General features: G+C 65.7%; 15 protein-coding genes. 1 reads left to right on the top strand and 14 read right to left on the bottom strand.

Annotated elements, in window-relative coordinates; all coding sequences use genetic code 11:
• The first annotated feature begins 64 nt into the window (after positions 1–64).
• Positions 65–2,272: a 1,4-alpha-glucan branching protein GlgB gene (gene glgB / locus ACFPUZ_RS06645; RefSeq protein ID WP_377001000.1), complete on the top strand. Its 2,208-nt coding sequence runs from the start codon at positions 65–67 to the stop codon at positions 2,270–2,272.
• A 57-nt stretch (positions 2,273–2,329) separates the two neighbouring features.
• Here the strand turns inward: glgB and ACFPUZ_RS06640 are convergent, their stop codons facing one another.
• The 14 genes from ACFPUZ_RS06640 to ACFPUZ_RS06575 form a co-directional block, all read right to left on the bottom strand.
• Positions 2,330–3,241, bottom strand: a complete 912-nt coding sequence (locus tag ACFPUZ_RS06640) for a tetratricopeptide repeat protein (protein ID WP_377000999.1) — start codon at positions 3,239–3,241, stop codon at positions 2,330–2,332.
• A gap of 9 nt (positions 3,242–3,250) precedes the next feature.
• A complete protein-coding gene (locus tag ACFPUZ_RS06635; protein ID WP_377000998.1) occupies positions 3,251–3,547 on the bottom strand; it encodes a thiamine-binding protein in 297 nt (98 codons plus the stop codon).
• Between the two features lie 10 nt (positions 3,548–3,557).
• Entirely contained in the window at positions 3,558–3,857 is a 300-nt protein-coding gene (locus tag ACFPUZ_RS06630; RefSeq protein WP_377000997.1) for a hypothetical protein, read from the bottom strand.
• Positions 3,857–4,549, bottom strand: a complete 693-nt coding sequence (gene nucS / locus ACFPUZ_RS06625; protein ID WP_377000996.1) for an endonuclease NucS — start codon at positions 4,547–4,549, stop codon at positions 3,857–3,859. Before nucS ends, ACFPUZ_RS06630 begins: the two co-directional genes overlap by 1 nt.
• A 21-nt stretch (positions 4,550–4,570) precedes the next feature.
• A complete protein-coding gene (locus ACFPUZ_RS06620) occupies positions 4,571–5,035 on the bottom strand; it encodes a DUF2550 domain-containing protein (RefSeq protein WP_377000995.1) in 465 nt (154 codons plus the stop codon).
• Between the two features lie 258 nt (positions 5,036–5,293).
• Positions 5,294–5,665 (bottom strand): F0F1 ATP synthase subunit epsilon, encoded by a 372-nt coding sequence (locus ACFPUZ_RS06615; RefSeq protein WP_377000994.1) that lies wholly within the window; start codon positions 5,663–5,665, stop codon positions 5,294–5,296.
• A 12-nt stretch (positions 5,666–5,677) separates the two neighbouring features.
• Positions 5,678–7,123 carry a F0F1 ATP synthase subunit beta gene (gene atpD, locus ACFPUZ_RS06610; RefSeq protein WP_377000993.1) on the bottom strand — a complete coding sequence of 482 codons (1,446 nt, stop codon included), beginning with the start codon at positions 7,121–7,123 and terminating at the stop codon, positions 5,678–5,680.
• Between the two features lie 3 nt (positions 7,124–7,126).
• Positions 7,127–8,101: a F0F1 ATP synthase subunit gamma gene (locus ACFPUZ_RS06605; protein WP_377000992.1), complete on the bottom strand. Its 975-nt coding sequence runs from the start codon at positions 8,099–8,101 to the stop codon at positions 7,127–7,129.
• 56 nt (positions 8,102–8,157) lie between these two features.
• Complete coding sequence (atpA, locus tag ACFPUZ_RS06600; protein WP_377001212.1) at positions 8,158–9,801, bottom strand: F0F1 ATP synthase subunit alpha; 1,644 nt, start codon at positions 9,799–9,801, stop codon at positions 8,158–8,160.
• Between the two features lie 59 nt (positions 9,802–9,860).
• The gene (locus ACFPUZ_RS06595; protein WP_377000991.1) at positions 9,861–10,679 is read right to left on the bottom strand and encodes a F0F1 ATP synthase subunit delta; all 819 of its coding nucleotides are present in this window, start codon (positions 10,677–10,679) and stop codon (positions 9,861–9,863) included.
• Between the two features lie 5 nt (positions 10,680–10,684).
• On the bottom strand, positions 10,685–11,257 hold the full coding sequence (locus tag ACFPUZ_RS06590) for a F0F1 ATP synthase subunit B (protein ID WP_377000990.1): 573 nt from the start codon (positions 11,255–11,257) through the stop codon (positions 10,685–10,687).
• A 39-nt stretch (positions 11,258–11,296) separates the two neighbouring features.
• On the bottom strand, positions 11,297–11,551 hold the full coding sequence (locus tag ACFPUZ_RS06585) for an ATP synthase F0 subunit C (protein ID WP_377000989.1): 255 nt from the start codon (positions 11,549–11,551) through the stop codon (positions 11,297–11,299).
• Between the two features lie 101 nt (positions 11,552–11,652).
• A complete protein-coding gene (gene atpB / locus ACFPUZ_RS06580; RefSeq protein WP_377000988.1) occupies positions 11,653–12,450 on the bottom strand; it encodes a F0F1 ATP synthase subunit A in 798 nt (265 codons plus the stop codon).
• Positions 12,451–12,936: 486 nt separating this feature from the next.
• The gene (locus ACFPUZ_RS06575; RefSeq protein ID WP_377000987.1) at positions 12,937–13,359 is read right to left on the bottom strand and encodes a hypothetical protein; all 423 of its coding nucleotides are present in this window, start codon (positions 13,357–13,359) and stop codon (positions 12,937–12,939) included.
• Between the last annotated feature and the right edge of the window lie 30 nt (positions 13,360–13,389).

Genomic DNA, 13,389 nt, shown 5'->3' with positions numbered 1-13,389 from the left:
CCGCTCCTGTAGCGTCAGGAGTACCGAGACAACCGATCCACCTTCCATCTGTGAGGTTACAGCCATGCACGACGCCACTGGTCTCGACCAGAAACTGCTCATCCCCGACGCGGCCCTGGAGCGCCTGCGTAACTGCAGCCACCACGCCCCGCACGACTTCTACGGATGGCACGCCATCGAGGGCGGATCCGTCATCCGCACCCGCCAGCTCGGCGCCGTGAAGGTGGACATCCTCATCCACAACGAGGCCCGCGAGGCCACCCCGGTCGGGGACGACGTGTGGGTGCTCGGCCTGCCCGACATCTACACCCCCGACTACCGCCTGCGCATCACGTGGCCCGACGCGGAGCCGGTCGTCGTGGCCGACCCCTACGCCTTCCTGCCCACCCTGGGCAACCTCGACCTGCACCTCATCTCCGAGGGCCGCCACGAGCGCCTGTGGGATGTCCTCGGTGCCAATGTGCGTTCCTACGAGACGGCCCTGGGCACGGTCAAGGGCACCTCGTTTGCGGTCTGGGCCCCCAATGCCCAGGGCGTGGCCGTGGTCGGTGACTTCTGTGCCTGGAACAACAACCAGTACCCCATGCGCTCCCTCGGCTCCTCCGGTGTGTGGGAGCTGTTCGTCCCCGGGATCGGCGCGGGCGACACCTACAAGTTCGCCATCCAGACCCAGGAGGGGCACCGCCGCGACAAGGCGGACCCGCTGGCCAAGGGCACCCTGGCGCCGCCGGAGACCACCTCTGTCGTCGTTGATTCGCGCTACGACTGGAGCGACGGTGAGTGGATCCGCCAGCGCGCGGAGTCCGACATCATCAACGGCCCCATGTCCATCTACGAGGTCCACCTGGGTTCCTGGAAGATCGGCAAGGGCTACCAGGACCTCACCACCGAGCTGGTCGACTACGTCGCCGAGCAGGGCTTCACCCACGTCGAGCTCATGCCCGTCGCCGAGCACCCCTTCGGCGGCTCCTGGGGCTACCAGGTCTCCGGCTACTACTCCCCCACCGCCCGCTGGGGCGACCCGGATGAGCTGCGCGCGCTCATCGAGGCCTTCCACAACCGCGGCATCGGCGTCCTCGTCGACTGGGTCCCGGCGCACTTCCCCAAGGACGACTGGGCCCTGGCCCGCTTCGACGGCCCCGCCCTCTACGAGCACCCGGACTGGCGCCGCGGCGAGCAGAAGGACTGGGGCACCTACGTCTTCGACTTCGGCCGCAACGAGGTGCGCAACTTCCTCGTCGCCAACGCCCTCTACTGGATCGAGGAGTTCCACATCGACGGCCTCCGCGTCGACGCCGTCGCCTCCATGCTCTACCTCGACTACTCCCGCGAGCACGGCGAGTGGGAGCCCAACCAGTACGGCGGCCGCGAGAACCTCGAGGCGGTGCAGTTCCTCCAGGAGATGAACGCCACCGTCCACCGCGCGCACCCGGGCGTGCTCACCATCGCCGAGGAGTCCACCTCCTGGCCGGGTGTCACCGCCCCCACCGAGCACGGCGGCCTCGGCTTCTCGCTCAAGTGGAACATGGGCTGGATGAACGACACCCTCGAGTACTTCAAGCTCGACCCGGTGCACCGCAAGTACCACCACAACGACATCACCTTCTCGATGATCTACGCCTACTCCGAGAAGTACGTCCTCCCCTTCTCCCACGACGAGGTCGTCCACGGCAAGGGTTCCCTGTGGGGCCGCATGCCGGGCGACGACTGGAACAAGGCCGCGGGCCTGCGCGCCCTCTACGGCTACATGTTCTCCCACCCGGGCAAGAAGCTGCTGTTCATGGGCCAGGAGTTCGGCCAGACTGGCGAGTGGGACGAGGCCTTCTCCATCGACTGGTCCAACCTGGAGGGCTGGGGCGAGGAGTTCCACGCCGGCATCCAGCACCTGATCAAGGACATCCACTGGGTGTACCGTTCCTCCCCGGCGCTCTACTCCCAGGACCATGATCCGGCCGGTTTCCAGTGGATCAAGGGCGACGACGCCGCGAACAACCTCCTCGCCTACGTGCGCTGGGGCAACGACGGTTCGGCGCTGCTCTCGGTGATCAACCTCTCCGGCACCTCCCAGCCGGCCTACAAGCTGGGTATCCCGCGCGCCGGCGAGTGGGAGCTCGTCCTCAACACCGACGACGCCAAGTACGAGGGTGCGGGCAATGACCTCGCCCCGCTCGTGTCCACCGCGCCCGAGGGCTGGGACGGCCAGGAGCACTCCCTCACCGTGCACATCCCCGCCAACTCCGTGCAGTGGTACCGCCACCGCGGCAGCTGGTAGCTCGCTTATCGACGCCCGCCCCTCGCCGTTTCGCGGCGAGGGGCGGGTGTTTGTCTGTCAGAACAGCGCCGAGGCCATCCGGGTGCGGGCGTCGGCGACGCGGGGATCGGCGGCGTCGAGAAGCGCGAAGAGTTCGACCAGCCGGTCGCGGATGCGCAGCTTCTCCCCCGGCACCGTGAGCATGAGGCCGAGGAGGCGGTCGAAGCCGCGCTCGGGGGCGCCGGCGACGACCTCGGCGTCGGCGGCGGTGAAGGCCTTGTCCACGTTCTGCGGATCGGCGTCGGCCGCCGCGATGGGGTCCTCGGTCTGGTTGACCGGGTCGAGGCGCTGCAGCAGCTTCGCGGTGTCGCGCGCCTGGATGATGTTGGTGTCGCCGGGGGTCTCGGCGAGGATCTCGTCGTAGACGGCGATGGCCGCGTCGAAATCACCGGTGTTGAGCGCCGCCAGCGCGGCCTCCAGGCGCGGATCCTCCGGGGCCTCCTCCCCGGCCCCCTGCAGCCCGGAAAGCTGCGGGCCGACCTGCTCGACGAGGGTGTCCAGCCACTGGCGCAGCGCATCGATGGGCTGGGCGCCCTCGAACTGCGTCATGGGGCGCCCGCCCCCGAGGGCGATGACGGTGGGCAGCACCTGCACCCCGAAGGCCTGGGCGACCTCCGGGGTGACGTCGGCGTCGACGTAGCCGACGATGTAGGCCAGCTGGGCGGCGGTGGCGAGGTTCTCCAGGTCGATGCGCAGCTGCTCGGACTCGGGGCTGCGCGGGGAGCCGACGAGCACCACGACGGGCACCTCAAGGGAGCGGCGGACGATCTCCGCCTCGAAGTTTTCCGCGGTGACGGTGATGAAGGGTGCCGGGCCGGACCCGGTATGCGGGCGGGAGGCGGCCGCGGCGGCCTGCTCGCGGGCCTCGACGCGGGCCTTGACCTCGCCGAGGTCGATGGCTCCGGAAACGTAGCGGTGCGGGGTGTTCACGTGTTCTCCTTAAAGGTGCTTCTCGAGCGATTCGACCTTCTGGTGCAGCTGGTCCGCGTATCCGGGCCGGATATCGGCCTTGAGGACGAGCGAGACGCGCGGCGCGACCTCCGCGACGGCGAAGGTGGCGCGCTTGACCACGTCCATGACCTCGTCCCACTCCCCCTCGACGAGGGTGAACATGGCGTTGGTCTCGTTCGGCAGACCCGATTCGCGGACGATGCGGACGGCCTCGGCGACGGCGGCGGACATCTCGGCATCCGGGGTCGCGGTGACCGCGGGTGCCACGGAAAAGGCGATGATCATGCCCACCAGGCTACCTCCTGTCCCAGCAGGGTCGGTGCCAGTGGCGACGATCCTCCGCGCCCCGCCCGCTCTCGCTCGGCCAGGCCACGATGTGCGCCACGCCCGGGGGGATGTTCTGGTTGCAGCCCGGGCAGACGTAGAACTTGGTCGCGGCGTGCGACCCCATGTGCCGGAAGAGGTAGGTCTCCCCCTGGGTCCACGAGGGCCCCTCGACGGCCTGCGTGCCGTAGAAGGCCGCGCCGTCGCGCGGCAGGGCCCGGGGCTTCCGAGCTTCTCGACGCTGTCCCGGTCGCTGATTCCGCCGCGGCATCAGAACAGACGGAGCTCGTCAGTCTCGATGCCGCGCAGCTCCTGGTAGTCGAGGGTGACGCAGCGGATGCCGCGGTCCTCGGCCAGCAGGCGGGCCTGGGGCTTGATCTCCTGGGCCGCGAAGACCCCCGTCACCGGGCGCAGCAGTTCATCGCGGTTGAGCAGCTCGAGGTAGCGGGTGAGCTGCTCCACCCCGTCGATGCCGCCGCGGCGCTTGACCTCCACGGCGACGGTGGCGCCGGCCGAATCCCGGGCCAGCAGGTCCACCGGGCCGATGGCCGTGGGGAACTCGCGCCGCACCAGGCTGTAGCCCTCCCCCAGCGTGACGATGTGCTCCGCCAAGAGCTCCTGCAGATGGGCCTCCACGCCGTCCTTCACCAGACCCGGGTCGGTGCCCAGGTCATGGTTGGTCTCGTGGTGGACTTTCTCGATGGTGATCCGCAGCTGCTCCCCCTTGGAGTTCTCCACGATCCACAGCTGCTCGCCGGTGTCTTCGTCGTCGATGTCCGTGATGACCGTCTCGGTGAGCGAGCACGGCGGGGTCATCCAGTTGAGGGGCTTGTACGCCCGGTCGTCGGCGTGGACGGACACCGAGCCGTCGGCCTTGACCATGAGCAGGCGGTCCGCCATGGGCAGATGCGCCTCCAGGCGGCCGACGTAATCGACGGAACAGCGGGCGATGACTAAACGCATGCAGACCACCCTAGCCGGAGACTATTTCCCGTTCTTCCCCCGGGTGATCCGATCGCGCAGCGCGGCGTGGTTGATGCGCTCGTGGCGGATGTCGGGGGCAGACTCCACCCAGGCCGTCAGCGCCATGAGGCCGTGCTGGTCGAGGGCGATCTCGTAGTGGGTGCCGTCGTCACAGAGCGTCGCGATGGACAGGTCCCGCGACATGAACTTTTCCTCCCCCTCGCTCAGCTGGCGGGGCTCGTGGAAGTCCAGGTGCTGCCGGTTGAAGACACGGTCCGCCAGGGGCGAGAGCGAGCGCAGCTTGAAGTACTCGAGGTCGTCGCCGTTGTAGCGGATCGTGCCGTGCCGCCAGCCGTGCACACCGGAGGCCGGGAGACGACGCAGCAGGATCGACTGCCCGCGGGAACGCAGCGTGAGAAACCGCCAGACGGCGAGCAACACGGCCAGCACAGCGAGACAGACGAGGGCCCAGAAGAGAAACTCCACAGACACACACCTTTCGGGACGGTTAAGGCATCATTCTAGTCCCCACCCCGACGATTACGAAGTGGTGTGTAAAGGCGCAAATCCCGGGCCCCGTCTCTCGACGGGACTCCCGGGATTCACTTCTTCACCCTGACTGCTGTCCGGTGAAGCATGTCCGATTAATGTAACCCACGCCACATGTTCATGTCAAGCACCGGCACCCCCCAGCGAAACGCTGGGGGGTGCCGGTGTGAGAGAGGTAGAGGCGGTGCCTCGGAATCAGCCCTCAGCCTTGCGGCGCACGGCGTTGAGCGAAGCCTCGGCGCGGGCGCGCACAGACTCGTCCTCGTCCTGCAGCTGGGACTCGGCCAGCGAGGCGTCAACCTCGTCAGCCCAGATCGCGTAATCCGCGAGAATGGTGACCTTCTCCGGAGAGACGGAGAGGAAGCCACCCTGCACGCCGGCGACGAGCCTGTCGCCGGCGGTCGGACGGATGGTCACGACGCCGTTCTCGCGCAGCTGGCCGAGGAAAGGCTCGTGACCCGAGAGCACGCCGATCTCACCCTCAGTGGTCTGCGCGGTGACGATGCTGGCCGTTCCCGACCAGAGCATGCGCTCCACGGCAACCAGTTCAACGGTGATGTCAGCCATGTGCGTCTCCTCCTACTTACCGGTGATCTTCTTGTATGCAGCCTCGACGTCGTCCAGGCCACCCAGACCGTTGAAGGCCTGCTCCGGGTAGTGGTCGAAGTCACCGTTGCAGATGCGCTCGAAGGCATCGATGGTGTCCACCAGCGGAACGTAGGAACCCGGCAGACCGGTGAACTTCTCCGCGACGAAGAAGTTCTGGCCCAGGAAGCGCTCGAGACGACGGGCACGCTGGACGGTGATCTTGTCCTCTTCAGACAGCTCGTCCATACCGAGGATGGCGATGATGTCCTGGAGTTCCTTGTTCTTCTGCAGGATGCCGATGACACGCTGCGCGACGTTGTAGTGGCGCTCGCCGACGATCGACGGCTCGAGGATACGAGAAGTCGAGGTCAGCGGGTTCACGGCCGGGTAGATACCCTTGGAGGCGATACCACGGTCGAGCTCGGTGGTGGCATCCAGGTGGGCGAAGGTGGTCGCCGGGGCGGGGTCGGTGTAGTCGTCGGCAGGGACGTAAACGGCCTGCAGCGAGGTGATCGACTTACCCTTGGTCGAGGTGATTCGCTCCTGGAGGACACCCATCTCGTCAGCCAGGGTGGGCTGGTAGCCCACGGCGGAGGGCATACGACCCAGCAGGGTCGAGACCTCGGAGCCGGCCTGGGTGAAGCGGAAGATGTTGTCGATGAACAGCAGAACGTCCTGGTTCTGCACGTCGCGGAAGTACTCGGCCATGGTCAGGCCGGACAGGGCGACACGCATACGGACTCCCGGCGGCTCATCCATCTGGCCGAACACGAGGGCGGTATCCGGAAGAACACCCATCTCCTCCATCTCAAGGAAGAGGTCGGTGCCCTCACGGGTGCGCTCGCCGACGCCGGCGAACACGGAGGTACCGGAGAACTCACGCGCGATACGGGTGATCATCTCCTGGATGAGGACGGTCTTGCCGACACCGGCGCCACCGAACAGACCGATCTTGCCGCCCTTGACGTACGGGGTCAGCAGGTCGATGACCTTGATGCCGGTCTCCAGGATCTCGGTCTTACCCTCGAGCTGGTCGAACGGCGGCGGGTCGCGGTGGATGCCCCACTGCTCGCCGTCGCGGCCGAGGCCCGGCTCGTCGAGGCAGTCACCGAGGGCGTTGAACACGTGGCCCTTGACGACATCGCCGACCGGAACAGAGATCGGCTTGCCGGAGTCCTTGACCTGGGCGCCGCGGACGAGGCCGTCGGTCGGTGCCATGGAGACGGCACGGACAAGGTTGTCACCGAGGTGCTGGGCAACCTCGAGGGTGATGGTCTTGGCGACTGCTTCGAGGGTGACCTCGACAGTCAGTGCGTTGTACAGGGCCGGCAGCTCGCCGCGCGGGAACTCCACGTCGACGACCGGACCAATGACACGCACGACACGGCCGGCGGTGGACGCCTGCTGTGCGTTCTGCTCTGCGAGAGCTGTAGTCATTTTCTAGTCACTTTCTCCGCTTTCGGCGAGCGCGCCAGCGCCACCGACGATCTCTGTGATTTCCTGGGTGATCTGTGCCTGACGGGCCTGGTTGGCCACGCGCGACAGGTCCTTGACCAGTGCCGACGCGTTGTCAGTCGCAGACTTCATGGCGTTGCGGCGCGATGCGGACTCGGCTGCGGAAGCCTCGAGGAACATCGCGTACAGACGACGCGAGACGTACTTCGGCAGAAGCGCGTCGATGAGAGTGTCTGCATCCGGCTCGAACTCGACGTCCGGTCCGATCTCGCCGCCGACGTCCTGCATGGACTCGCCGGTGTCGAGCGCATCCTCGCGGATGACGGGCTCGATCGGCAGCAGCTGGTGAGCGACCGGGACCTGGGACAGCATGGACACGAATTCGGTGTACACCACGTGCACCTGATCGAAGCCACGGACCGGCTGTTCGTCAGAGTTGACGCCCTCGCGGTACTGGGCCTCGCCCTGGGAGCTGGCGTTGAAGCCCTCGATGAGGTGGTGACGGACCTCGTGGGTCGCCTCCCAGGACGGATCCTGCGAGAAGCCGGTCCACTGGCCCGCGACGAAATCCTCGCGGAACTTGTAGTAGCCGACGGCCTTGCCACCGGTCACGTAGCGGACGACCTCATAGCCGGCGTCCTCGAGCTTCTTGGTCAGCTCGGCGGCCTTCTTGAAGACGTTGTGGTTGTAGCCACCGGCCATGCCGCGGTCGGAAGAGACCACGAGGATGGCGGCCACGTTGCCGTCTTCACGCTCATGCAGCATCGGGTGGTCGAGCGAACTCGCCTCCGCCAGACGCTCCATCATGTCGGACAGCTCCTGCGCGTACGGCAGGGATGCCTCGACCTTGGCCTGAGCCTTGGTGATGCGCGAGGTGGCGATCAGCTCCTGAGCCTTGGTGATCTTCTTGGTCGAGTTGACGGACCGGATACGGTCACGCAATTCGCGAAGATTAGCCATGGTTCACACTCCTCCCTTCGTTATTGTTGACGGTTTCGACAGTGGGCATCGAAGCCCTACTTCTTGGCCGTCTTGCGGGGGACGGTGAGCTGGGTCTTCTTGTGCTCTGCGTCAGACAGTGCGTCGACCTCCGGCTCATTGATGACCGGGCGGCCGTCAGTGGTCTGGAAGGACTTCGCGAACTCGTCGTTGGCGGCCAGCAGGGCAGCCTGGGACTCGTCGGACAGGGCAGCGCCACCGGCGATCTGCTCGTAGACCTCCGGGTTGTTGGCACGGACGTACTCGTGCAGCTCGGTCTCGTAGCGGCGGACGTCCTCGACGGGAACGACGTCGAAGACACCCTCGCCGGCGAGCCAGATCGAGATGATCTGGTACTCGACGGCCTGCGGGGAGTTCTCGGCCTGCTTGAGCAGCTCGACTAGACGCTGTCCACGCTCCAGCTGAGCCTTGGATGCAGCATCCAGGTCAGAGGCGAAGGTGGCGAAGGCCTCGAGGTCACGGTAGGCGGCGAGATCCAGACGCAGGGAACCTGCGACCTTCTTCATGCCCTTGGTCTGCGCGGCGCCACCGACTCGGGAGACGGAGACACCGACGTTGATGGCCGGGCGCACACCCTGGTTGAACAGGTCGGACTCGAGGAAGACCTGGCCGTCGGTGATGGAGATGACGTTGGTCGGAATGAAGGCCGACACGTCGTTCGCCTTGGTCTCGATGATCGGGAGGGCGGTGATGGAACCGGCACCCATGTCATCGGACAGCTTGGCGGCGCGCTCCAGCAGACGGGAGTGCAGGTAGAACACGTCACCCGGGTATGCCTCGCGGCCCGGCGGGCGGCGCAGCAGCAGGGAGATCGCACGGTAGGCCTCGGCCTGCTTGGTCAGATCATCGTAGATGACCAGGACGTGGGCGCCCTGGTACATCCAGTGCTGAGCCAGGGCGGCACCGGTGAAGGGGGCCAGCCACTTGAAGCCGGCAGAGTCGGACGCCGGGGCTGCCACGATGGTCGTGTAGTCCAGTGCGCCGTGCTCCTCGAGGGTCTTGCGGACCGCTGCGATGGTGGAGCCCTTCTGACCGATGGCGACGTAGACACAACGGACCTGCTTGGTCTTGTCGCCGGTCTCCCAGTTCGCCTTCTGGTTGAGGATGGTGTCGATGCAGACCGCGGTCTTACCGGTCTTACGGTCGCCAATGATCAGCTGGCGCTGACCACGACCGATCGGGGTCATCGCGTCGATGGCCTTGATACCGGTGGCCAGCGGCTCCTCGACGGGCTGACGCTGCAGCACGGAGGGCGCCTGCAGCTCGAGAACACGGTTCTCTTCTGCTGCGATGGGGCCCAGGCCGTCGATCGGCTGTGCGAGGGGGTTGATTACTCGGCCAAGGAACTCCTCGCCGACGGGGATCGAGAGGACCTCTCCGGTCCGCTTGACCTCGTCGCCCTCGGTGAGGGTCTCGAAGTTACCCAGCACGACGACACCCACGGTGTCGGTGTCAAGGTTCTGTGCGACGCCGATGACGCCGCCGGGGAACTCAAGCAGCTCATTCGCCATGACCGACGGGAGGCCCGAAACCTGGGCAATACCGTCAGCTGCCGAAATGACCACGCCGACCTCCTCACGGGAGGCCTCCGCGGAGTAGCTCGAGGTGTAGTTCGCTATCGCGCTACGGATCTCATCGGAGGAGATCGTCAGCTCCGCCATGTTCTTCCTGCTCTCGGTTGTATCTTCCAGCATATTATTATCTCGTCTGTAGTCGTGTCTTACGCGAGGTTCGCGCGGAGTCGGGTCAGTTTGCCTGCCAGACTTCCGTCGATGATCTCGTCGTCGACGCGGATGGTCATGCCACCGAGGAGGCTGGGGTCAACCTCAGAGTGGATGGACATCGCACGACCGTAAATTCGTCCCAGCTTGTCGGCGAGCGCCGCCTGCTGGCCCTCGTTCAGCTGCTCGGCAGAGACGACGTGTGCCACAGAGCGGCCCTGCAGCTGCGCTGCGGTGGCCACCAGGTTGCTGATGTCGTCGATAGGGTTCTTCTCGGGGCGGCCGATGACCTGCAGCGCGAGCGCCTCAGTGATCATGTTGACCTTGCCGTACAGAACACTTGCGAGCAGGGCACGCTTGCGTGCCGGGTCCGCAGCCTTGTCGGAGAGGAGCTGGGTCAGCTCGCCCTCACGGTCCAGGACACGGGACAGGCGGAACAGTTCGTCCTCGACCTGGCCCAGCTGGCCCTGCCGCTCAGCGCCACGCAGAAGTGCGCGACGGCCGAGCTCGACAAGTCCGGTGCGGAACTGGCGCGGGGTGGACCACTGCAGGGAGGCTGCCTCGTTGAGCACCGAGAGGGTGCTGTCGGAGACCTTGCCGCCGAAGATGGTCCGGATGACGCCGGTACGCTGCTCGGCGGTGGCGGCGGGATCCGCGACGGCGACGCGCAGGGTGCGGTCGCGGTCGAGGGCGTCGACAACGTCGAAGAGCTCGGTTCCGGTCTGGGCTGCGGTGGCGACGGCGTCACCCGCACCCTGGACGAGACCGTCCAGGTGGGATTCGACCGTGGCTAGTGCTTCGCGGCTCGCTGCGTGCATGGCGCTCACTTTCCTGCCGGTGCGACGGTGTCCAGGTCGGACAGGAAGGCGTCGATCGTGCCGGAGCGCTTGGTGGCGTCGGAAAGCTCGCCACCGAGCAGGCGCTCAGCGAGGTTGATCGAGTTCTGTCCCATCTCCTGGCGAAGCTCTGCCACGACCAGCTCACGCTGGGCCAGCAGCTGCTTCTCACCGGATGCGATGATGCGGTTGCTCTCCTCGGTGGCCTGGGCCTTCATGTCAGCCTCGATCAGCTTGCCCTTCTCGCGGGCCTGCTCTCGGATCTCGGCTGCTTCGGCACGGGCCTCGGCGAGCTGGGCGTTGTACTTCTCAAGTGCGGCCTTCGCCTCGGCCTGTGCGGCCTCGGCGCGCTGAATGCCACCCTTGATCCGGTCCTCACGCTCAGTCAGGACCTCCTGGAACTTCGGAAGAACGAACTTCCAGAAGATCAGCAGGATAACGACGAGCGGAATGATGGACCAGACGATGTCGTATGCCTTGGGCAGGAGGATGGAGTTGCCGCCTTCCAGGGGAAGGGTTTCACCCGCCTCTGCCGCAAGGTAGTAAATGACGTTCGTCATGAGTCTCCAGTCTTAAAGGGGTGTGGTTTCCGCTCGTGCTTAGATGCTGGTGAAGAGGAAGCCGGCGACCAGACCGATGAGGGCGAGGGCCTCAACGAAAGCGATGCCCAGGAACATGGTGGTGCGCAGCTGGCCGGCCATCTCGGGCTGGCGAGCCATGCCCTCGAGTGCCTTGCCGACGAGGATGCCGATGCCCAGGCCCGGGCCGATGGTGGCGATGCCGTAGCCGATGGCACCGAGGTGCGGGACTGCTGCAGCGGCGGTCTCGGTCTGAGCCAGGATGATCTCGTTCATGAAAGTCGTTCCCTTTCTTGGTGCCCGGTCAAGTCGACCGGGACTTCAGGTGGTGATGTGAAGTGGGGTTATTCAGTTGGCCGCGTGAGGTTCGCAGCTTGTCAGTGAGAATCCGCGTGCAGCGACAGTTCGATGTACACCGCGACCAGCAGGGCGAAGATGTACGCCTGCAGGAAGATGATGATGCACTCGTACAGAGTGAACGCGATTGCGGCGAGGACGGTCACACCCGACAGGGCGGTCCAGCCGTTCATCTGCCAGAAGAAGAAGTTCGTGGCGGAGTACAGCAGAACCAGGATGAGGTGTCCCGCAAGGAAGTTCGCCATGAGACGAAGTGCGAGAGTGACCGGTCGCATGATGAACGTCGAGAAGAACTCGATCGGCACGACGAGAATGTGCAGTGCCGGCGGAAGGTTGGGAATGACCACCGAGGACTTCATGAACTTACCGAAGCCGTAACGCTTGGCTCCGGCGTAGATCATGGCGACATATCCGAACAGCGCGAGCACGATCGGGAAACCGATGCGCGCGTTCGGGGAGATGTTCAGACCCGGAATGATCGTCGGGATGTTGAAGGCCAGGACGGCGAAGAAGATGGTGGCGATGACCGGCAGGAACCGGCGGCCTTCCTTCTTGCCCAGAATGTCCTCGGCGATGTGCACCCGGACGAAATCCAGTGCGAGTTCTGCGAAGTTCTGCAGACCTGACGGAACCAGCTTCGGGCTCCGGAAGGCGACAAGGAAAAGGACCGCCAGAAGGATCGTCATGAGAATTCTGACGAGCATCAGTCGGTCCAGTGCGAACCACCCGTTCGCGACATCCGCGAACAGCATGTGGCCGTAGGTTTGCCCCGGGAAAAATTCCGAATCCAAGTCGGGTGCGTGGAATTCGCCCCTCATGGCCAGTGTTGTAACGCTCAGCGTTCTCTCCCGTGTTCGGGCCGTGTGTGGAAGGTCAGTTCCCACACGGTGCGATGGACGTCTGAAAAACTCTTTCCGGCACCGCCTCGGACTCCGTCGCACATCAGCGATGGCGGTGACAGGGGTGAACCACGAACCTGCCTCAGCGCCTGTGTGCAGATGACTCAGAAGTCGCTTTCAACGTGCCGGGGTAACCCGCAGGAAAGCTTATCAGGCTCCCTGCGGATTCTCGCGCAGGGCCCCAATATGTTTGCTGACGTGGCGCGATACCCCGTCGGGCGGCCGTCGCTATTGTCGTGAAAAGGGCCTGTATCGGCACTTTTGCAGGCAGCTGTAAGGTCGGTCACACGAGCGCGCGCCGCTCCCCCGTCGGGGGTGATTCCCCCTGCCTGCTGCCCCCGAATACACGACAACCCCCCGAACGACTGCCGTGGTTGCAGCGCCGGGAGGTTGCCCGCTCCCCCGTCAGTTGACGTAGGTGACGCGCGCGGTGATGACTCCGTAGACCTCGGTGGCCAGGACGACGACCAGCGCCAGCACGGTGGTCACCAGCAGCGCCGGGCGGTCGTAGAAATCCATGCCGCGGAGGAAGAAGAGGACCACCAGCAGGACGACGATCTTGAGCAGCCAGCTGCCCAGGACCACGGCACCGGTCGTGGCCGGGTTGGTCGAGGAGGTGAGCAGGACGCTGGCCGCGGTGAGGAGGACGAATCCCCCGCCGATGGCGGCGCCGATGAGCACCCCCCAGATGCCGGGGAGGTCGCGCAGGCTGCCCCAGGCGATGAGGGAGACCAGCGTGATGAGGGCCAGGGCGATGGTGCCGAAGCGCACGGCGCGCAGGAGCGGTCGGCGCGGATCGTCGTAGACGGAAGCTTCCGGAGTAGTCACGCCCCCGGATACTACCCGTACGTTCCCCGG

This window comes from Corynebacterium nasicanis (assembly GCF_042658165.1).
GTDB lineage: Bacteria > Actinomycetota > Actinomycetes > Mycobacteriales > Mycobacteriaceae > Corynebacterium > Corynebacterium nasicanis.
The sequence above is the reverse complement of the archived record's forward strand: the minus strand, read 5'-3'. Positions and strand labels throughout refer to the sequence as shown.